The sequence below is a fragment of the Frankia sp. CpI1-P genome (assembly GCF_001421075.1).
In the GTDB taxonomy this organism is placed as follows: Bacteria; Actinomycetota; Actinomycetes; order Frankiales; family Frankiaceae; genus Frankia; species Frankia torreyi.
Genome location: NZ_LJJX01000025.1, coordinates 15,559 through 35,426 on the forward strand (window position 1 = coordinate 15,559; position 19,868 = coordinate 35,426).

16 protein-coding genes and 9 pseudogenes are annotated in these 19,868 nt (G+C 74.1%); 18 read left to right on the forward strand and 7 right to left on the reverse strand.

Annotated elements, in window-relative coordinates:
- Positions 1-44: 44 nt before the first annotated feature.
- The 8 genes and pseudogenes from FF86_RS50810 to FF86_RS17240 all read left to right on the forward strand — a co-directional run.
- A pseudogene (locus FF86_RS50810) lies at positions 45-607 on the forward strand (acyl-CoA desaturase); the annotation flags it as partial.
- Between the two features lies 1 nt (position 608).
- A pseudogene (locus FF86_RS50815) lies at positions 609-995 on the forward strand (fatty acid desaturase); the annotation flags it as partial.
- Between the two features lie 39 nt (positions 996-1,034).
- The gene (locus FF86_RS17215) at positions 1,035-1,388 is read left to right on the forward strand and encodes an acyl carrier protein (protein WP_242418938.1); all 354 of its coding nucleotides are present in this window, start codon (positions 1,035-1,037) and stop codon (positions 1,386-1,388) included.
- Positions 1,385-2,311 carry a cyclopropane-fatty-acyl-phospholipid synthase family protein gene (locus FF86_RS17220; protein ID WP_055407056.1) on the forward strand — a complete coding sequence of 309 codons (927 nt, stop codon included), beginning with the start codon at positions 1,385-1,387 and terminating at the stop codon, positions 2,309-2,311. Before FF86_RS17215 ends, FF86_RS17220 begins: the two co-directional genes overlap by 4 nt.
- An 80-nt stretch (positions 2,312-2,391) precedes the next feature.
- Positions 2,392-3,738: a cytochrome P450 gene (locus tag FF86_RS17225; RefSeq protein WP_044885823.1), complete on the forward strand. Its 1,347-nt coding sequence runs from the start codon at positions 2,392-2,394 to the stop codon at positions 3,736-3,738.
- Positions 3,735-5,642, forward strand: a complete 1,908-nt coding sequence (locus FF86_RS17230; RefSeq protein WP_082121940.1) for a fatty acyl-AMP ligase — start codon at positions 3,735-3,737, stop codon at positions 5,640-5,642. Before FF86_RS17225 ends, FF86_RS17230 begins: the two co-directional genes overlap by 4 nt.
- A 69-nt stretch (positions 5,643-5,711) precedes the next feature.
- Complete coding sequence (locus tag FF86_RS17235) at positions 5,712-6,236, forward strand: PaaI family thioesterase (RefSeq protein WP_082121941.1); 525 nt, start codon at positions 5,712-5,714, stop codon at positions 6,234-6,236.
- Positions 6,237-6,288: 52 nt separating this feature from the next.
- On the forward strand, positions 6,289-6,585 hold the full coding sequence (locus FF86_RS17240; RefSeq protein ID WP_242418939.1) for a nuclear transport factor 2 family protein: 297 nt from the start codon (positions 6,289-6,291) through the stop codon (positions 6,583-6,585).
- A 72-nt stretch (positions 6,586-6,657) separates the two neighbouring features.
- Here the strand turns inward: FF86_RS17240 and FF86_RS17245 are convergent, their stop codons facing one another.
- The 5 genes and pseudogenes from FF86_RS17245 to FF86_RS50830 all read right to left on the reverse strand — a co-directional run.
- Complete coding sequence (locus FF86_RS17245) at positions 6,658-8,475, reverse strand: FAD-dependent monooxygenase (RefSeq protein ID WP_052681143.1); 1,818 nt, start codon at positions 8,473-8,475, stop codon at positions 6,658-6,660.
- A 67-nt stretch (positions 8,476-8,542) separates the two neighbouring features.
- Complete coding sequence (locus FF86_RS17250; RefSeq protein WP_055867519.1) at positions 8,543-9,427, reverse strand: PaaI family thioesterase; 885 nt, start codon at positions 9,425-9,427, stop codon at positions 8,543-8,545.
- Positions 9,424-9,534, reverse strand: a pseudogene (locus tag FF86_RS50820) (beta-ketoacyl-ACP reductase); the annotation flags it as partial. The pseudogene FF86_RS50820 and the gene FF86_RS17250, both read right to left, overlap by 4 nt.
- A 1-nt stretch (position 9,535) precedes the next feature.
- Positions 9,536-9,706, reverse strand: a pseudogene (locus FF86_RS50825) (SDR family oxidoreductase); the annotation flags it as partial.
- 2 nt (positions 9,707-9,708) lie between these two features.
- Positions 9,709-10,185 (reverse strand): annotated as a pseudogene (locus tag FF86_RS50830) (SDR family NAD(P)-dependent oxidoreductase); the annotation flags it as partial.
- A gap of 205 nt (positions 10,186-10,390) precedes the next feature.
- Between FF86_RS50830 and FF86_RS17260 the strand changes: the two are divergent.
- Positions 10,391-11,182 carry a FadR/GntR family transcriptional regulator gene (locus FF86_RS17260; protein ID WP_044885766.1) on the forward strand — a complete coding sequence of 264 codons (792 nt, stop codon included), beginning with the start codon at positions 10,391-10,393 and terminating at the stop codon, positions 11,180-11,182.
- Between the two features lie 86 nt (positions 11,183-11,268).
- Here FF86_RS17260 and FF86_RS17265 read toward each other — a convergent pair whose 3' ends face one another.
- A complete protein-coding gene (locus FF86_RS17265) occupies positions 11,269-12,462 on the reverse strand; it encodes an acyl-CoA dehydrogenase family protein (RefSeq protein WP_044885767.1) in 1,194 nt (397 codons plus the stop codon).
- Between the two features lie 160 nt (positions 12,463-12,622).
- On the opposite strand from FF86_RS17265, the gene FF86_RS17270 reads away from it, so the two are divergent.
- Both FF86_RS17270 and FF86_RS62650 read left to right on the forward strand, forming a co-directional pair.
- On the forward strand, positions 12,623-13,756 hold a 1,134-nt coding region (locus tag FF86_RS17270; RefSeq protein ID WP_242418940.1), incomplete at its 3' end, for an acyl-CoA dehydrogenase family protein.
- 1 nt (position 13,757) lies between these two features.
- Positions 13,758-13,849: pseudogene (locus FF86_RS62650) on the forward strand (acyl-CoA dehydrogenase); the annotation flags it as partial.
- On the opposite strand, the gene FF86_RS17275 reads toward FF86_RS62650, so the two are convergent.
- Positions 13,826-14,593 (reverse strand): FCD domain-containing protein, encoded by a 768-nt coding sequence (locus FF86_RS17275; protein ID WP_055407087.1) that lies wholly within the window; start codon positions 14,591-14,593, stop codon positions 13,826-13,828. The pseudogene FF86_RS62650 and the gene FF86_RS17275 sit on opposite strands and share 24 nt — an antisense overlap.
- 508 nt (positions 14,594-15,101) lie before the next feature.
- Between FF86_RS17275 and FF86_RS50835 the strand changes: the two genes are divergently transcribed.
- From FF86_RS50835 to FF86_RS17295, 7 genes and pseudogenes are all read left to right on the forward strand, one after another.
- The coding region (locus tag FF86_RS50835) for an ABC transporter substrate-binding protein (protein WP_242418941.1) at positions 15,102-15,891 on the forward strand (790 nt) is incomplete at its 3' end.
- A 1-nt stretch (position 15,892) separates the two neighbouring features.
- Positions 15,893-16,134, forward strand: a pseudogene (locus tag FF86_RS50840) (ABC transporter substrate-binding protein); the annotation flags it as partial.
- 1 nt (position 16,135) lies between these two features.
- Positions 16,136-16,300 (forward strand): annotated as a pseudogene (locus tag FF86_RS50845) (branched-chain amino acid ABC transporter substrate-binding protein); the annotation flags it as partial.
- Positions 16,301-16,421: 121 nt separating this feature from the next.
- On the forward strand, positions 16,422-16,962 hold a 541-nt coding region (locus FF86_RS50850; protein WP_242418942.1), incomplete at its 3' end, for a CoA transferase.
- 1 nt (position 16,963) lies between these two features.
- Positions 16,964-17,519 (forward strand): annotated as a pseudogene (locus FF86_RS50855) (CoA transferase); the annotation flags it as partial.
- Between the two features lie 138 nt (positions 17,520-17,657).
- Positions 17,658-17,849, forward strand: coding sequence for a hypothetical protein (locus FF86_RS17290; protein WP_044885772.1), 192 nt, complete (start codon positions 17,658-17,660; stop codon positions 17,847-17,849).
- 140 nt (positions 17,850-17,989) lie between these two features.
- A complete protein-coding gene (locus FF86_RS17295) occupies positions 17,990-19,828 on the forward strand; it encodes a phosphoenolpyruvate carboxykinase (GTP) (protein ID WP_044885827.1) in 1,839 nt (612 codons plus the stop codon).
- Positions 19,829-19,868 lie beyond the last annotated feature (40 nt).

The window sequence follows — 19,868 nt, forward strand, 5'->3', positions numbered from 1 at the left end:
GTGCCGTCGGGGNCGTCGGTGCCGTCGGGGGCCGGGTCGCCGTGGTGTCGGAGCCGCGCCGCAAGACGGTCAGCAATCCCTTTCTGCACCGCCTCCAGCGCCGTCACTTTCTGTTGTTCGACGTGCTCCCGATCGCCGGCACCGGGGCCGCCGTCGCCTTTCTGTGGGTGCATCCGCTCGGCGTCACCGAAATCGCGTTGCTGTTCGTGCTCTGGCTGGTGACCGGCCTGGGCATCAGCGTCGGATATCACCGGTTGTTCACCCATCGCACCTTCAAGGCCGCGCCGTCGGCGGCGGCGGTCCTTGCGATCTGCGGCTCCATGGCAGGGCAGGGCGGCGTCGTGTCCTGGGTCGCGCTGCACCGCCGGCACCACGAGTGCAGCGATCGCGAGGGCGATCCGCATTCACCGAACCTCGCCGGCGCCGGGCTGCCGGGGCGGCTGCGCGGCCTGGTGCACTCGCACTTTCTGTGGATGCGCCGGCACGAATACCCCAACGTCGCGCACTATGCCCCGGACCTGATCCGCAACCGGTCGCTGATGCGCGTCGCCCGCCGTTATCACCTGTGGGTCGTGCTGGGGCTGCTGCTGCCCGCCCTCGTCGGCGGNCTGGCCTACCGGAGCTGGGAGGGCGCGGTCAGCGGCCTGCTCTGGGGCGGCCTCGTGCGCATGTTCGTACTGGAACACACCATCTGGGCGATCAACTCGTTTCTGCACATGTTCGGTACCCGGCCGTACGAGTCCCGGGAGAACAGCCGCAACGGCGGGATCTTCGCCCTGCTGACCTTCGGGGAATCCTGGCACAACAACCATCACGCCTTTCCCGACTCGCCGTCGTTCGGGCTCACCTGGTACCGGTTCGACCCCGGTTACTGGCTGATCCGGATCATGGCGGCCTTCGGGCTCGCCCGGGACCTCCGGCTGCCGTCCGGGCAGCGCAGGGCGGCCCAGCGGACCGGGCGCCGCGAGGCTGTCGGGCTCGACCCCGCTGCCTGACCCGGATTCCCCAGACCTGACGCACGGAGGAGAAGACAGGTGCCGGACAGCCGGGAGAACCTCACCACTCGGGATGACGCCGCCACTCGGGATGACGCCGCCACTCCGGATGACGCCGCCGCTCCGGATGACGCTGCCGCTCGGGCGAGCATCGCGCAGTGGTGCCGGGACCATGTCGCGGACATCCTGGAGCAGCCGGTGTCCGAGATCGACCTCGACGCGGATTTCGACCGGCTCGGCGTCGATTCGGCCGTCGCGGTCTCGCTGCTGATCGCGGTCGAGGACCACTACGGCGTCGACGTCGCCCCCGAGGCGCTGTTCGAGAACCCGACGCTCAACGCGCTCGCGGCCTACCTGTACGACCAGGGCGCGCCGGACCTGGCCCAGCGGTGACGGCGCCCGTCGACGCCGACCGGACGGCGGGGGCGGCGGCGGCCGTCCGCTATCACTACGACGTCGGCGACGAGTTCTACCGCCTCTGGCTGGACAGCTCGCTGACCTACTCCTGTGCGATGTGGGAACCGGTCCCCGGGGAGACTCTCGGCGTCGGCGGGGACGCCCTGGCGGCCGCCCAGGAACGCAAGCTGCGCTTCCACCTCGACGCGGTGGGGGCCGACCGGGCCCGGGCGGTGCTCGACGTCGGCTGTGGCTGGGGGTCGGTGCTGGCCCGGCTGGCGGTGCGCCACGGGGTGCCGCGGTCGGTCGGCCTCACGCTCAGCGAACGCCAGGCGGCCCACATCCGCGCGCAGGCCCATCCCGGCGTCGAGGTACGCCTCGAGAACTGGCTGGACTACACCCCGGAAGGCCGCTTCGACGGCATCATCTCGATCGGCGCGTTCGAGCACTTCGCCACGCCGGCGGATCCGCCGGCCGAGAAGATCCGCCTCTACCGCGAGTTCTTCACCCGCTGCCACCGCTGGCTGACACCGGACGGCGTGCTGTCCCTGCAGACGATCGCCTACGCGAACATGCGCCGCGAACAGGCCAACGGGTTCATCCAACGGGAGATCTTCCCCGACGCCGACCTGCCCACCCTCGCCGAGATCACCGCCGCCGCCGAGGGGATCTTCGAGGTCCGGGCGCTGCACAACGGCCGGTTCGACTACGCCCGCACCTGCGAGGAGTGGGCCCGCCGGCTGCGGGCCCGCCGCGACGAGGCGGTGGCGCTCGTCGGGCCGGAGGTCGTCGCCCGCTACGAGCGTTACCTGCGGCTGTCCGCGGTCGGCTTCCGGATGCGCAGGATCTGCCTGCTGCGCCTGGTGCTCGTCCCCTACCGCGCCACCGGCGTCGACGGCCCCGGCGGTCCGGCCCGATGACGCACCGCTCGGCCTCGTCGGCTGGGATGGCCTCGTCGGCTGGGATGTCCTCGTCGGCCGGGATGTCCTCGTCGGCCGGGATGGCCTCGTCGGCTGGGACGGCGGTGTCGGCTGGGACGGCGGTGTCGGCGGCGCCGCGGTTCAACCCGTTCAGCGCCGCGTTCCGCGCCGACCCCTACCCGGTCTACCGGGAGCTGCGCCGGACGTCGCCGGTCCTGCGGACGATGGGCATGTGGGTGCTGACCCGCCACGCCGACGTGCGCGCCGTGCTGCACGACCGCACCTTCAGCGCCGGCCTGATCCCGCGGCTGGTCAGCCGCGCCGCCGGCGGCGACACCCCCGACTCCGGTTCTGCCGACAGCACGGACAGGTCCGACAGCACGGACAGGTCCGGCAACGCGGCGCGGATGGTCCGGCTGGCGCACACGTCGCTCGTCTTCACCGACAACCCCCAGCATGCCCGGCTGCGCGCCCTGGTCAACCGGGTGTTCACCGCCGCCGAGGTCTCCCGGCTGCGGCCCCGGATCGCCGCGATCGCCCGGGGGCTGGTCGACCGGTCGCTGTCCGCGGGCGGCGGCCTGGACGCGGTCACCGACCTCGCCGCGCCGCTGCCCGTCGCCGTCCTGAGCGACTGGATGGCGCTGCCGGGCGACGTGCGGGCCGAGGTCGGCCGGTGGACGCACGACATCCGGTTCCTGCTTGAGCCCGGCCTGATGGCGCCCGCCGAGGTCGCCCGCGTCGGCGAGGTCGTCGCGACCTTCGCCGGCGCCCTGGCCGGCGTCATCGCCGCCCGCCGCGCTCAGCCTGGCGACGACCTGGTCAGCCGGCTTCTCGCCGCGCGCACCGGTGGCGGGGACCGGCTCAGTGATGAGGAACTCGGCTTCCTGTGCATCATGTGCTTCGTCGCGGGCGTCGAGACGACGACGGCGCTCATCGGCAACGGGCTGCTCGCGTTGCTGCACCATCCCGACACCGCGGCGCTGCTGCACCGGCGGCCGGAGCTGGTCGGCGCCGCCGTCGAGGAGGCGCTGCGCTACGACAGCCCACTGCAACTGACCAAACGTCTCGCCACCCGCGACGTCGACCTCGGCGGTACCCCGATCCGCGCCGGTGAGCAGGTGCTGCTCTGCCTCGGCGCGGCCAACCGGGACCCGGCGGTGTTCGACCGGCCGGACAGCTTCGACATCACCCGGCCGGAGCGGGCCCATCTCGCCTTCGGCCACGGGATGCACGGCTGCCTCGGCGGTCTGCTCGCCAGGGCGCAGGCCGAGGTCGTCCTCGGCTGCCTCACCGGCCGCGCCGAACGCCTCGCGCCCGCGGTGGACCTGCGCGATGACCCCGGTGGGCGGGGCCTTTCCCGACAGGAGCACAGCCTCATCGTCCGCGGCCTGACCAGCCTGCCCGTCGTGCTGGCGGGGGCCTGGTGACGGGCGGGCCCGCGGCGGGGACGCGAACCGGGCACGACGTGGCCGGCGCGGCGCCGCCGGACGCGGTGTCGCCGGACGTGCTGCTGCCGGGCGTGCTGCGCCGACGCGCCGTCGGCGATCCGCACGCGCGGGCGTTCGTCCTGCTCGACGAGCATGGCGACGAGCAGGCGACGTTGACCTACCGGGAGCTGTACACCCGGGCGCTGGCCACCGCCGACCGGCTGGGCCGCCGCTGCGGGCCGGGGGAGCGGGCCCTGCTGGTCTTCCCGCAGGGCCTGGAGTTCATCGTCGCCTACTTCGGCTGCCTGTACGCCCACGTCATCGCGGTGCCGGTCAACCCGCCCCGGCGCGGCGCGGTCCAGAACGCCACCCGCGCGATCGTGCGGGACTGTGCGCCGACTGCCGTCCTGTCGACCGGCTCTATGATCGACATGGTCCGGGCGCCGCTGGAGGCGGTCGGCGGGCCGCTGGCCTGGATCGCGGTGGACGAGATCGACCCCGAGCCGTCCCCGGAGTCGGCCGGCGCCACCCCGCCGGCAGTCGCTGCGCCGGCCGACGGGTTGGCGGCCGACGGGATGGCGGTGTGGTCCGGCGAACCGGACGCGGTCGCGTTCCTCCAGTACACCTCCGGGTCCACGGCCGACCCCAAGGGAGTGATGGTCACCCATCGCAACCTGGCCGCGAACCAGGAGATGATCCGGCACGCCTTCGGCCATGACCGGCACTCGACGTTCGTCGGCTGGGCGCCGCTGTTCCACGACCAGGGCCTCATCGGCAACGTGCTGCAACCGCTGTACCTTGGCGCGACCGGTGTCCTGCTGGACCCGGGGGCGTTCATCCGCCGCCCGCTGCTGTGGCTCGCGACGATCTCCCGCTATCGCGCCCACACCAGCGGCGGCCCGAACTTCGCCTTCGACGTCTGTGCGGCCGCGGCGGCCCGCGGCGGCGTGTCCGACCTGGACCTGAGCTGCTGGCGGGTCGCGTTCAACGGCGCCGAACCAATCCGCGCCGACACGCTGCGCCGCTTCGCCGACGCCTTCGCCCCGGCCGGCTTCGACCCGCGGGCGCTCTACCCCTGCTATGGCCTGGCCGAGGCGACGTTGCTGGTCACCGGAAGCCGCAAGGGCCGCGGCCCCCGCACCCTCGACGCCGACATCGACGGCCTCGGCGAGGGCCGCTACGCCCCAGCCCCGCCTGACCGCGGCCGTACCCTCGTCGGCTCCGGCCTCGTCCCCTCGGCCGCCCAGGACACGGGCGCCGCCGCGCTCGGGCCGTGGGCCGCCGCCGAGGTGCGGATCGTCGATCCGGAGACCGGGCGCGGCGCTCCGCCCGACCGGATCGGGGAGATCTGGGTGGCCGGCGACCACGTGGCGGCCGGCTACTGGCAGCGCCCGCAGGCCACCGCCGCCACCTTCCAGGCCCGCTGCGCCGACGCGCCCGGCCGGTCCTATCTGCGCACCGGCGACCTCGGCCTGATCGTCGACGGGGAGCTGTACGTCGTGGGCCGACGCAAGGACATGCTCGTCCTCCGCGGCCGCAACCACTACCCGCAGGACCTCGAACAGACCGCGGTGGCGGCGCATCCCGCGCTGCGGCCCGGCGGGTGCGCCGCCTTCGCGGTACCCGGCGCCGGCGGGGAACGCCCCGTCATCATCCAGGAAGTGCGCGGCGAACCTGGTCCGGCCGCCGACCCCGCGGATGTCGCCGCGTCGATCCGCGCCGCAGTGGTGCGCGAACACGACCTCACGCTGGCGGATCTGGTGCTGGTCCGCCCCGGAGCGCTACCGAAGACCAGCAGTGGCAAGATCATGCGAGCCGCCGCCCGCCGGCGTTACCTGGCGGGCGACTTCGCACCGTGGGCGGCGTCGACGCTCGCCGCGCCGCCCTCGTCCCCGGCCGGCTGAGACGGCCCGATGGCGGTGCACCCGACCAACCCCGACTACGTCCGGTTCGTGACCGAGACGGTTCTCANCATGCCCGCCGCGGCCCGGCTGGGCTTCCGGGTCGGGCGGGTGGCCCCCGGTGAGGCTGAGCTCCTCCAACCCTGGCTCCACGAGCTCACCCAGCACGACGGCCACCTCCAGGCCGGCGTCCTCGCGTCGCTGGCGGACCTCGCCGCCGGCTGCGCCGCGGGCACCCTGCTGCCGGTCGGCTGGGTCAACATGACCGTCGACATCACCCTGAAGATCCTCGCCCCGGCGAGCGGCGCAGCGTTCCTCGCCCGCGGCAGGGCGGTCAACGCGGGCCTGACGACGACCATTGCCGCCGCCGACGTCTGGTGCGTTCCGACCACAGACGGCGCAACGGACCTCCCCACGGCTCACGGCGGTGCGGGTCTCGGGATCGGCGCCGGCGCGGCGGCGAGCCGGTCCAGGGCCGACGATTCGTTCGGCCCCCGCGAACCCGCACAGACGATGTGCGCCACCGGGCTGATCACCCTGCGCAACATCCGCCGCCCTCCGTCCCGTTCGCCGCGCCCCCACCCAGCTGACGATTGAGTCTCCGCCTTTCCGTGATGCCTGGTCGGCGGGTAGGGATCGGGTGGCGGGGGTGCCCGCGCGCCTGGAGGGGCCGGAGGAGATCCGCGCCTACTTCGCCGCGGCGGCCAAGGCTCCGATCCGGTGGGAGAAGTTCGACGACATGGTGGTCCACGAGACCGCCGACCCGGAGGTCGTCATCGTCGAGTACAACGCCCGCGGAAAGATCACAACAACCGGTGCGGCATACCAGCAGTCCATCATCGCCGTGTTTCAAGTCCACGATGGAAAGATCGTCTTGTATCGCGACTACCTGAATCCGCTTGCCCTTGCCGAGGCGCGCATGGAGCTGTCCACCCCGGCTGAATAGTGGCGTGCTGGGGGCACGACCCCATCGCGGCGCGACGGGTTCCGCGTCGCCGGCCGGCTTCGCCTCGGGTGGTCATGAGGTCCTGCCCGCGGCCGTCGTCGAGGCCGGCGCGGCGGCCCCCGCGGGCGCCGGGGCGATGCCGTGCGCGCGCAGGTAGCGTTCCAGCCGGCCGACGTGGTCGGCGGTCGACCGGTAGGCGAGGTAGCCGTCGGGACGGACGAGGACGGCCTCGCCGATCGCGGCGCCGTAGCGTGCCCGCGCCCGGCCGGCCGGGTCGAGGACGGCGCCATCGCCGCCGGAATGCGCGCGGCCGGAATGCGCGCGGCCGGAAGGATCGTCGCCGGTGTTCCGGCCGGCGGGGGAGGTCGCGACGACCCGAGCGATGACGAGGTCGCCGAAGCGGGCATGGATCAGGGCGGCGTCGTCGTGCAGCCGTCGGGCCGCGTCGTCGTCGCCACCGGCGAACAGCAGCAGCGAGAACCAGGGGGTCCGGGTCGCCTGGCGCAGCGTCGGGCCGTCCGGGGCGGCGAGCGCGATGTCCGGGGCGAGCGCAGCATCCGGGGCGAGCGCGACGTCGGGAGCGAGCGCGCCCGGGTCCGGCACCCCGCGGCGGCGACCGGTGCGGCTCGGTTCGCGTTCGGTGAGGGGGCCGTCGGGGTAGCCGAGCCCGAGCTGGCTGAGCGCGGCCGCCGCCCGGCGGCCCAGCGGCGGGCTCGCGGCGACGAGTCGCAGGGCGAGGCCACGCGCCTGCCGGGCGACCGGATGCTGCGCGGTGATCACGCGGGTCGCCCGGGCCGTGCCGGCCAGCAGCCGGTCGGCGACCGGCTCCCGCTCGGCGGCGTAGGTGTCGAGCAGCGCCGCGTCGGCCCGCCCGGTGGCGACCAGCGCGAGCCGCCAGGCCAGGGCATAGGCGTCCTGCAGGCCGGTGTTCATGCCCTGCCCACCGACGGGACTGTGCGAGTGCGCCGCGTCGCCGGCGAGCAGCACCCGCCCGCGCCGGAACGTCTCCGCCCGGCGCTGGTGGACGCGGAACGTGGTGGTCCAGATCGCCTCGGTCAGCCGCGGTGGATCAGGCAGCCGCTCGTCGAGCAGCCGTTGCAGCTCCGCCAGATCGAGATCGGCGCGGTCGTCGGAGTGGGAGCCGGCGGTATCGGGGAGATCGGCGATGAAGCGCCAGTGCCGGGGGCCGGGCATCGGGAAGGCGGCGACGACCCCGGCGGGGGAGAAGGTCACCTGGCCGTGCGCGCGCTCGCGCGCCCAGTCGGTCACGACGTCGCCGAGGGCGAAGGTCTCGGGCAGGTCGTAGCCATGTGTGGCGATGCCGGCGGTGTGCCGGACCTGGCTGTGCGCGCCGTCGCAGCCGACCAGCCAGTCGGCGAGGACGGTCCGCGTCGAGCCGTCCGCGTGCCGCAGCACCGCCACGACATGCTCGTCCTCCTGCCGGACCGCCACACACTCGGCGCCCGTCTCGATCCGCACCCCCAGCCGCGCGGCGTGCGAGCGCAACAGGTCCTCGATCTGCGGCTGCGGCAGCGACAGGGTGAACGGGAAGGGGCTCGGCACCCGATCGATGGGCAGCCGCACGACGGTCCCCGCGCGCCGGCCCGCCTCCCTGCTGCCGCCCGCGTCGTGTCGGCCGCTGACGTCGTGCACCTCGACCTGGCGCAGCGGACGGCCGCGGCGCACCGCCTCGGCGGCCAGGCCGAGGTCGTCGAGCAGCATCAGCGTGCGGCTGCTGACGGCGAGGGCGCGGCTGCCGGGGGGTCGGAGCGTCGCCCGTTCCACGATCCGGGTGCGCACCCCGCGCCGGGCCAGCTCGGCGGCGACCAGCAGACCGGTCGGGCCGGCGCCGACGACCAGGACGCCGGGCCGGTCCGCGGAACTCGGCATGCGTGCACCGTAGTGACGTCACGCGGAGTGGGCAACTGCTGACCGATGCGGTCGCGGCAGCGGCGTTTCAGTGCTCGCGGATCACCGTCGCCACCGTGTATGGACGGCCGGCCGGGCCGCCCGCGCTGACCTCGTACACCGCCAGGGAACGGCCGCGGTGGACCGCGCGGGTCGTGAAGGTGACGGGATGGTTGCCGTCGCCGGGGCGCAGGAAGCTGATCCGGATCGACGTGGTGTGGGGTGGCCCGTCCGGGTCCGCCAGCGCCACCGCCAGATCGGAGCCGCACAGCAGCACGCCGCCGTGCACCGTGTTGTGCGGGTTCTGCATCCCGGGACCGCTCGGTAGGACGAGCGCCGGCCAGCCCGCCTCGGGCCCCGCCGCCCCGGCCGCCGGTGACGCCCCGGCCGCCGGTGACGCCTGCTCGGGGATCGCTCCGGCCGACGCCGACGCCGACGCCAGATCGAGGGTCTCGAACAGGGACCCGTGGTCCGCGGGTGGCAGGGGCGGGCGCATGCCGCCCGGCGGCAGGATGTCCGCCGGGACGTAGCGGCAGCGGCCGGTGGCCACGGCCACCACCCGGCCCTCACCGTCGTACACGGTGGCGGCCGCGAGCCCACCGACGGCGTCGCGGCCCAGCAGCGTGGCGTGCGCGGTCAGCTCCGGGCCGGCCCACGGCGGGGGGACGACGACCTCCAGCGAGAGCTGGGAGGTCACCGAATGCCGGTCGCCGAGGCGGGCCCGCAGGATCGCCGAGCCGATGGCGTCGTCGACCACGACGCCGAGCGAGCCGACCGTCGGGACGCCGCCCGGCCCGGCCAGCCACGGCCCGATCCGCATCCGTACCCGGGTGCCGTCGTCGCCGTGCACGGGGGGCAGCACCCGGAACCGGGTCTCGGCGTACTCCCTGGCCTCGACCTCGGGCGGCTCGGCCCGCCCCGTCGTCGTGGTCAAGCCTTCGGCCCGCCGGCGACGTAGATGATCTGACCGGAGACGAAGCCGGCGCCCTCACTGACGAAGAACGACACGGTGTGCGCGATGTCGTCGACCTCGCCGACCCGNCCGACCGGGATCACCCCGGAGGACGCGGCGACGTACTCCTCCCAGGTCTTGCCCATGCGGGCGGCGGTGGCCCGGGTCATGTCGCTGGCGATGAAGCCCGGCGCGATGCAGTTCGCGGTGACGCCGAACTTGCCGAGTTCGATCGCCGCCGTCTTCGTGAAGCCCTGCAGGNNGGCCTTGGCGGTGGAGTAGTTGAGCTGGCCGCGGTTGCCCAGCGCCGACGTGCTCGACAGGTTGACGATGCGGCCCCAGCCGGCGTCGACCATGTGCTTCTGGACCGCGCGGGTCATCAGGAACGCGCCGCGCAGGTGCACGCCGATCACCGAGTCCCAGTCGGCCTCGCTCATCTTGAACAGCAGGTTGTCCCGGGTGATGCCGGCGTTGTTGATCAGTACGGTCGGCGCGCCGAGCCCCTCGGTGACGGCCGCGACGGCCGCGGTGACCTGCTCGGGGTCGGCGACGTCCGCGCCGACCGCCAGGGCGCGACCGCCGGCCGCGGTGATCGCCTCGACGGTGCCCTTGGCGGCGGCCTCCTCCAGGTCGAGCACGGCGACCGCCAGGCCGTCGCGGGACAGCCGCTGGGCGATCGCGGCGCCGATGCCGCGGGCCGCTCCGGTGACGATCGCGACGCGGGTGGGGGTTTCGGACACGGGCGTACTCCTAGTGGTTGAGGCCGACGGCCGAGCTAGAGGGACATTTGCGCTGACCTTCCGGCCAGTCAAGCGAATGGTCACCCTGGGCGGCCGGCGTGCCGAGGCGATCTGCGGCGCGCGCCGGATGGAGTATGAAGGAAACCGTTGTAGGGCGGGCCGGTACAGCCGGCGACGCGAATGTCGTCGTGAGGAAGCTGCGGACATGTCTGTTGCCGAGCCCGTCGGGGCGGCCCACGAGGAGCGCCCGGGGGCGGACCGACGGGTGCGCCTGCCGAAGTCGGCCGAGCTCGTCGCCGGTCACCTGCGCCGGCAGATCGTCCGCGGCGAGCTCGCCGCCGGCGAGGCGCTGCCGTCCGAAAGCGCGCTCATGGCCCAGTTCCACGTCTCGCGCCCGACGCTGCGCGAGGCCTTCCGGGTGCTGGAGAGCGAATCGCTGATCATGGTGCGGATGGGGCCCGGCGGCGGGGTGCGGGTGCGCCCGCCGAACGTCGACGTCGCCGCCCGCTACGCCGGCCTGATCCTGCAGCACCAGGGCACCGCGCTCGCCGACGTGCTGGCGGTCCGCGAGGTCGCCGAGCCGCAGGCCGTCGCCCACCTCGCCCGCGCCGGCGGGCCGAAGGAGATCGCCCGGCTGCGGGCGGCCCTGGCCGAGCCGGTCGACCCCGCCGCGTCGCCGCTGGAGACGCTGCGCCACTTCGAGCGGTTCCATCCGCTGCTGATCGAGCTGACCGGCAACCAGACGCTGCGGGTCCTCATGGGCATGATCGAGCACATCGTCGAGCTCGCGGACCGCTCGCGGGTGCAGTCGGACGCCGGCTCGCCCGACCTGGACACGGCGATCGCGCGCAGCCGGGCCGCGCACGCCCGGGTCGTGGACCTCATCGAGGCCCGCGACGCCGAACGCGCCGAGCGGCTGTGGCGCCGCCACCTCGTCGCCGGCCGGGACTACCTGGAGCGCGGCGACGGCACGACCGTCCTGGACATGTTCGGCTGACCAGCCCGCCCCGCGCCGGCCGCCCGTCACCTGCCGGCCGCTCGTCACCCGGTGGCTGCCCGCAGTGCTCCGCCCGCCGGCCGGGCTCACCTCTCGGTGGACCCGGCGAGGACGTCGGGCGACGCGGCCCCGGCCGGCTCCGCGGGGGCCGGGGCGTCGGGGGCCTGCGCGGTGATGCCGGCGAGCGCGGCGATGCGGTCGAGCTGGTGCTGCGGGTCGCGCAGCAGCAGCCGGTCGGTCGTCGCCCGCTTGAGGTACAGGTGGGCGGAGTGCTCCCAGGTGAAGCCGATGCCGCCGTGCACCTGGACGTTCTCACCGGCGGCGAGCAGGGCCGCCTCCGAGCAGGTCAGGCCGGCGATGCTGGCCACCTCGGGCAGCTCGGCGGGGGACTCGTCGGCCGTCCACGCCGCGTACATCACCGCCGACGTGGCCGCCTCCACCTCCAGCAGCACGGTCGCCAGCTTGTGCTTGATCGCCTGGAAGGAGCCGATCGGCCGGCCGAACTGCTCGCGCTGCTTGGCGTAGTCCACCGCCGACGCCAGGGCCGCCTCGGCGACGCCGAGCTGCTCGGCGGCGAGCAGGGTGACCGCCGCGTCCAGGGTGCGGGCCAGGCCCGGCGCGCCGGCGCCGTCGGCGCCGAGCAGGACACCGGGCGTGCCGGTGAGGGTGACCCGGGTCACCCGCCGGGTCGGGTCGACGACGGGCAGCGCCTCGACCGCCAGACCCGCCGCGCCGGCGTCGACGAGGAACAGCGACGTCCCGGCGGCGGTGGTGGCGGTGACGACGAACAGCCCGGCGCTCTGCCCGTCGAGCACCCAGTCCTTGACGCCGGTCAGCGCCCAGCCGTCCCCGGCGCGCTCGGCCGTGGTCGTGGGGGTGGCGTCCCAGGCCCGGCCGGGTTCGCGGGCGGCGAGGGTGCCGGTGGTCGTGCCGGCGGCCAGGCCCGGCAGGTGGGCGGCGGCGGCATCGGCGTCGCCGGCGTGTAGCAGCGCCTGGGTGGCGAAGCTGGTCGACAGCAGCGGCGCGCACAGCAGGCTGCGGCCGGCCTCGCTCAGCGCGATGCCGAGCTCCACCAGGCCGAACCCGGCCCCGCCGTACTCCTCCGGCACGGCGAGAGCCGGCAGCTCCAGCTCGTCGCACAGCCGCTGCCAGGTCACCGGGTCCCACCCGGTCGGCGTGGCCATGTCGCGCCGCACCGCATCGGCGTCGGCGACCTCGGCGAAGTAGCGCCGGATGCCGCGGCGCAGCTCGTCGTGTTCGGGACTGTACCGGAACTGCACGGAACCTCCAGCGGGTGACCGGGCCCGGCGACCGGAGTGTGTCGGCGAGTCGGCGGACGTCGACGGGACCCTGTGCTTGAGACAGGACACTGTGCTCGAGACACAAGGATAGGGATATTGTTTATCTGATTCTAGCCGTCGCGGGTGTGGGGAGGTCCGGGTGGACACGCGGTATCCGGCGGAGGTGGAGCAGTTCCGTGCCGAGGTGCGGGCGGTGCTGGCGGAGGAGCTGCCCCCGGGCTGGCCGGGGACGGGCGCCCTGGGCGACGCGGCGGCGGTGCGCGAGTTCGTGACCGGATGGCGCCGGACGCTGCACCGCCGCGGGCTGCTGGGGGTGGCCTGGCCGGTGGAGCACGGCGGCCGGGGGCTGACCACCCTGCACCAGGTGGTGCTGGTGGAGGAGCTGACCCGGGCCGGGGTGCCGTTCGGGGTGCAGCCGCAGGACTCGACCGGGTTCAAGATGCTGGGCAACACCCTGCTGCGCTACGGCACCGAGGCACAGAAGGCGGCGATCCTGCCCGGCCTGCTGTCCGGCGAGCAGATCTGGTGCCAGGGGTTCTCCGAGCCGAACGCCGGCTCCGACCTCGCCGCGGCGGGGACGCGGGCGCGCCTGGTCGACGGCGAGTGGCACATCGACGGGCAGAAGATCTGGACGTCGGGTGCGCACCGTAGCACGGGGATCTTCGTGCTGGCCCGCACGGAGCCCGAGGCGGCCAAGCACCGGGGGCTGTCGTTCCTGCTGGTGCCGTTGGACCAGCCGGGGGTGGAGGTCCGCCCGATCCGGCACATGACCGGCGGGGAGGACTTCTGTGAGGTGTTCTTCACCGACGCCCGCTGCCCCGCGGACGCCATCGTCGGCAAGCCCGGCGACGGGTGGAAGGTCGCCTCGACCCTGCTGACCTACGAGCGCGGCGAGGAGGCGGCGACCAACCCGATCCTGTTCGCCGCGGAGCTCGACCGGCTGGTGGAGCTGGCGCGCCGGCGCGGGGTCGCGGACGATCCCGTGGTGCGCCGGCGGCTGGCGTACTTCCGGGCCCGGGTGGAGGTCATGCGCTTCCTCGGCTACCGGATCCTCAGCGACGTGCTGGCCGGCGGCGAGCTGGGGGCGGCGTCGTCGGTGTCGAAGCTCTACTGGAGCGAGTACCACCGCGAGGTCACCCAGCTCGCGCTGGACATCGAGGGGCTCGACGGCCTGGTGCTCGTCGGCAAGGGGCCGTCGCGGCCGCTGCGGACCGACGACCCGGGCGCCGACCCGGAGTCGACGGCGAGCTGGTGGGAGGTCTCGCTCAACGCCNGGGCGGGCACGGTGTACGCGGGCACCTCGGAGGTGCAGCGCAACATCCTCGCCGAGCGCGTCCTCGGCCTACCCCGCGAGCCAGCCGCCTGAGTCCGTCGGCGCCCCGGGCTCGCCGGGGCGCCCGAGCAGGTCCAGCGTGGCCTCGTCGCGCCCGCCCTGGCCGAGGTAGCGGGCGCCCGCGGCCAGGTGGCGCCGCCAGAGGTCCTGCGCGCCGGCGGCGTCCCCGGCCTCGACGAGGTCCACGAGCATGGCGTGCACCCGCACGGTGCCGCGCTCGGCCCGCTCCAGCTCCGGGGTGCCGAGGTCGGCCTCGACGCGCGTCCAGGTGGTCCGGTTGATGATCTCGCCGAGCAGGGTGATCAGCAGGGCGAGCGTCTCGTTGCCGGCGAGGTGGACCACGAGGGTGTGGAACTCGTTGTGCAGCCGCACCCCCTGCACCCGCTCGGTGGCCGCGTCGTGCTCGGCCAGCAGGGCGCGCAGCGCCCGCAGGTCGGCCTTGGTGCGCCGGCGGGCCAGCGCGGCGGCGGTCGGCGGTTCGAGCAGCAGCCGGGCGTCCCAGACGTCGGCGATCGTGGTGGCGCGGTGCTCCAGGACGAGCCCCGCGTAGCGGGCCGCGACCGCCGGGTTCGGCGACTGGACGCGGGCCCCGCCGCCCGCGCCCCGGCGGACCGTGATGAGCGACTCCGCCTCCAGGATGCGCAGCGCCTCCCGCAGGGTGGGGCGCGAGACCCCGTACTGCCCCATGAGCACGGCCTCGGGTGGCAGCGCCTGACCCTCGGCGAGGGTGTTGCGGATGATGGCCTGCCGCAGGTCCGAGGCGACCAGCTCGGCCATCTTCGGCACGCGCATCCGCCGGCCGATGGCGTCGCGTGGCCGTTGCGGACCGCCTGCAGCCACGCTGTCTCCTTCGGTCGGGCGGGGGAGGGATCGGGCGGAGCGAGGACCGATGTCGAGCATTCTAAGATGTAAATAATTTAGCGCTCAAGGGCGTCGGGTCGGGGGCGATCACGTCGGATCGCGGGGGCCGCGACGGGACGGGCCCGCCGGCAGGCGACGTGTCTTGACGAGGCTCGACGCGTCCCGCCGAGGCTCGACGCGCCTCGGCGCGGCGGTGCGATCACCTGAACGACAGGTGTGGCGTATGCGGACAACTTTGGGTAGCGTCCCCATCGGCTGGTCAGCGTGCCCCGCCGCGGCGGGAGCCGGGCGGATGGTCGGGCCGGCAGCTACGACGAACCGCGAGTACGGGGGTGCGCGCGTCCGGCGATTTCCGGAGTGATCCTTCGCGTCCGCGGGTTCGTGTTCCGCACGCCGTTCGCGTTCGCTCGGGAGTCCCGCCGGTATGCCTCGCACACGTTCGTCTCTGGTCCTGGCCGTCGCGCTGCTCGCGCTGACCGTCCTCACGGGCGGCTGCTCGTCGGGCACGCAACCCGCGGCCGCCAGCTGCGACACCCCCGGGATCACCGCCGACCAGGTCCGCCTCGGCCTGCTCTACCCGGACTCGGGCCCCACCGCGTCGTCGCTGGCGGCCGTGCGGGCCGGGATCGACGCCCGCCTGGGGCTGGCGAACGAGGCCGGCGGCATCCACGGTAGGAAGATCGTCTACGACTGGCGGGACGACCAGGGCACGACGGAGGCGAACACGATCGGCGCCCGCGACCTGATCGAGGGCAAGGGGGACTTCGGCATCCTCGAGTACTCCCTGGCCGCCGACGGCAGCGCCGGCTACCTCGCCGAACGGGACGTGCCGGTGGCGGGCCTGGCCGCCAGCGACAGCTGGTCGACCAGGCGGAACATGTTCTCCTTCTCCTACACCACCGGTGCGGCCAGCGACACCTACGGCACCTTCGTGAAGTCCCGCGGCGGCACCCGGGCGGCCCTGCTCACCACCGCCCTGTCCACCGGGGTCAGCGACGCCGGCGCCCGCCTGTCCGCGAGCCTGCGCGCGGTCGGCATCCCCGTCGTCGACCAGATCGGCTACACCGCGAACGCCGACAGCCCGGCCGCGATCGCCCGGCGGCTCGCCGCCACCGGAGCCGACACGCTGCTCACCGTCGTCGGCACCCCCGACCTGCCGGCGGTGCTGCGCGAGCTGCCCGCCACCGGGTGGAACCCGAAGGTGATCCTCTCGGNCAGCGGCTACGACAGCCAGCTCCTCGCCGAGGCGGGCGGCGCCATGACCGGCGTCATCGTGCCGGTGTTCTACCGGCCCTTCGAGGCCGGCGGGGCGCCCATCGCCGGCTACCTCGATGCGATGACGCGCTACGCCCCCCAGATCGCCAACCCCCGCCAGGACCTCGCGATGATCGCCTACATCGACACCGACCTGTTCCTGCGCGGGTTGCAGCAGGCCGGCGCCTGCCCGACCCGGCGGGNCTTCATCGACGCCCTGCGCTCGGTGCGCAGCTACGACGCCGGGGGCCTGATCTCGCCCCTCGACCTGAGCACCAACCTGGGCCGGCCCACCACCTGCCTCGCGTTCGTCCAGGCCAACGCCGCCGGCTCCTTCGACGTCCTCGACGAGCGGCTGTGCGGGCGGGANCTGCCCGCGTCCGGCGGCGCCGGCTGAGCGATCGCCGCGCCGGCCCCGGCCACATCTGCCGCCCACGTGCGCTAAACACAGGGGAGAGCTGCTTTCTTGGCGCCAAGAACCGGAGGTCGGATGGATCGGGGTGCGGGACCGCTGGCCGGACTGCGCGTGCTGGAACTCGCCGGCCTCGGCCAGGTGGCGATGGCCGCGATGGCGCTCGCCGATCTCGGTGCGGACGTGGTCCGCCTGGACCGTCCGGGCGGCGGCCCCTACCCCGCCACGGCGGGCGACCCGGTGCTGCGCGGGCGCCGGCATGTCACGGTCGACCTGCGCTCGCCGCAGGGCCGGGACACGGCCCTGGACCTCGCCGCGGCGGCCGACGTGGTGCTGGAGGCGATGCGCCCCGGCGTCGCCGAGCGGCTCGGGATCGGCCCGCAGGACTGCCTCGCCCGCAACCCCCGGCTGGTCTACGGGCGCATCACCGGCTGGGGCCAGCAGGGGCCGCTGGCCCAGCAGGCCGGCCACGACATCAACTACATCGCGCTGACCGGTGTCCTGGGTGCGCTGGGGCGCGCCGGGGAACGGCCGCTGCCGCCGCTGAACCTGCTCGGCTTCGCCGGCGGCGCGATGCAGGGCGTCGTCGGGGTCCTCGCGGCGCTCCACGAGGTGGAGCNCTCCGGCCGGGGCCAGGTCGTCGACGCCGCCATCGTCGACGGGGTCAGCCTGCTCGCCCAGATGGTCTGGTCGTTTCGCGGCCAGGGACGGTGGAACGATGCCCGCGAGAGCAACCTGTTCGACGGGCACGCCCCCTTCTTCGACACCTACACCTGCGCCGACGGCCGGTTCGTCGCTGTCGCGGCGATGGAACCGGCCTTCTACGCGAACCTGCTGCGCGGCCTCGACCTGGCCGACGCCGACCTCCCGCCGCAGGACGACGAGCAGGGCTGGCCGGTGCTGCGCGCCCGCTTCACCGAGGCCTTCGCGCGCCGCGCCCGCGACGAGTGGGTGGCCGCCTTCGCCGACCTCGACGCCTGCCTGACGCCGGTGCTGACCTTCGACGAGGTGGCGGCGCACCCGCAGATCGCCGCCCGCGGTACGGTCGTCGAGGTGGACGGGATCACCCAGGCCGCGCCGACTCCGCGCTTCTCCGCCACCCCGGCGCCGCCCCCGCGCCCGCACACCGACCCCGAACCCGCCGAGGGGATCCTCGCTGCCTGGCGCGACCGCTGACGTCGCGCTGAGGTCGGCCGTCGCGTTGAGGTTGGCCGTCGCGCTGCGGTCGGCCCGACCCGCCGGCGGGCACCCGCGAGACATCTCGAGCGGCCCGGCGGGGCTATGTTGGGGATCTTCTAGCTGGAGGTGAGGGCGATGGGCAGTCCGACGCCGCGGATCCCCCGTCACGTCCCCGTCGATGCCGCCGCCCGGCACGGCACGCTGCGTATCGCCGACTATCAGCTCGGCGATCACCTCGTGTGGGCGGCCACCGACGATCTCGGTGTCGTCGCCCTGGCCGGGACGCGCGAGGAGCTCCAGCGGGCCCTGGCCGAGTTCCCGGAGTAGCGGCAGGCGGCACTGCTCGCCGGGCCGAAGGTCCCCGCGGGCTCTTCTCGAGGTCCCTGTGTCCGTGCTGCCCGCAGCGATGTACTGCTCCGGACGCGATCGAGTTCTGGACTTGATCAGGATGGCTGGGAGTGCCCGTGATGAGTGTTGTGGATGGCCGGCCGGCGCATCATGAGGGGCTGGCATCGTGGGTGCGGGACGTGGCCGCGCTCACCGAACCCGACGAGATCGTCTGGTGCGACGGTTCCGAGGAGGAATGGGAGCGGCTCACCGGCCAGCTTGTCGCGGCGGGCACCTTCGTCCGGCTGAATCCGGCCCTGCGCCCGAACAGCTTCCTGGCCCGCTCACACCCCTCGGACGTCGCCCGGGTCGAGGACCGCACGTTCATCTGTTCGGTGTCGCCCGGGGATGCGGGGCCCACGAACAACTGGGCGGATCCGGACGAGATGAGGTCCACGTTGCGGGGCCTGTTCACGGGAGCGATGCGGGGACGGACGATGTATGTCGTCCCGTTCTCGATGGGCCCGCTCGGTTCGCCGATCTCCCAGCTCGGGGTCCAGATCACCGACTCGCCCTACGTCGTCGTGTCCATGCGGATCATGACGAGGATGGGGAAGGCGGCGCTGGACCTGCTCGGGGCGGACGGCATGTTCGTGCGGGCCCTGCACAGCGTCGGTGCCCCCCTGGCGCCCGGTCAGACGGACGTTGCCTGGCCCTGCAACCCCACGAAGTACATCACGCACTTCCCGGAGACCCGGGAGATCATCTCCTATGGTTCGGGCTACGGCGGGAACGCGTTGCTGGGCAAGAAGTGCTTCGCGTTGCGGATCGCCTCGGTGATGGGTCGTGACGAGGGCTGGCTCGCCGAACACATGCTGATCCTGAGGCTGACGAATCCGGCCGGGCAGGTGCGTCACGTCGCGGCGGCCTTCCCGTCGGCGTGCGGGAAGACCAACCTGGCCATGCTGGTCCCCACGATCCCCGGCTGGCGGGTCGAGACGGTCGGCGACGACATCGCGTGGATGCGGTTCGACCGGTCGGGGGAACTGCGTGCGATCAACCCGGAGAACGGCTTCTTCGGGGTGGCTCCGGGAACCGGACCGTCGACGAATCCGAACGCTGTCGCGGCCCTGCACGCCAACTGCATCTTCACGAACGTGGCCCTGACCGACGACGGCGACGTCTGGTGGGAGGGTCTCACCGACGCCCCGCCCGAGCACGCCGTCGACTGGCGGGGTGACGACTGGACGCCGGCGTCCGGGACGCTGTCGTCGCACCCGAACGCGCGGTTCACCGCGCCGGCATCGCAGTGCCCGTCGATCGCCGACGGGTGGGAGGACCCGGCCGGGGTGCCCGTCGACGCCATTCTGTTCGGCGGGCGCCGCGCCGGCGTCGTCCCCCTGGTCGTCGAGGCCCGGGACTGGGCGCATGGGGTCTTCCTCGGCGCCACGGTGTCCTCGGAGACGACCGCCGCCGCGGTCGGGACGGTCGGCCGGCTGCGCCGCGACCCGTTCGCCATGCTGCCGTTCTGCGGCTACGACATGGCCGACTACTGGGCCCACTGGCTCGCCATGGGCCGGGTCCCGCACGCGCGACTGCCGAAGATCTTCTACGTGAACTGGTTCCGGCGCGCCGCCGACGGCCGCTGGCTGTGGCCCGGGTTCGGGGAGAACAGCCGGGTGCTTGCCTGGGTGTTCGAACGAGCGGCGGGGACGGCGGAGGCGGTGGACTCCCCGATCGGGCTCCTGCCCGCCCCCGGTGCGCTCGATCTGACCGGCCTCGACCTGCCCGCGCGAGACGTCGCCGAGCTGTTCGCCGTCGACGTCGAGGAGTGGCGGGCCGAGGCGGACTCCATCGAGGAGCACTTCGCCGGCTTCGACCGCCTGCCCGCGGCGATGAGCGAGCAGCTCGACGGGCTGCGCCGGCGCCTCCAGCGATCCGCCGTCCACGCCGCCCCGGCCGCCAGGACGCCCGAGTAGGTCCCGCCTGCCCGGGCGATCCTCGGCGTGGCACGCCGGT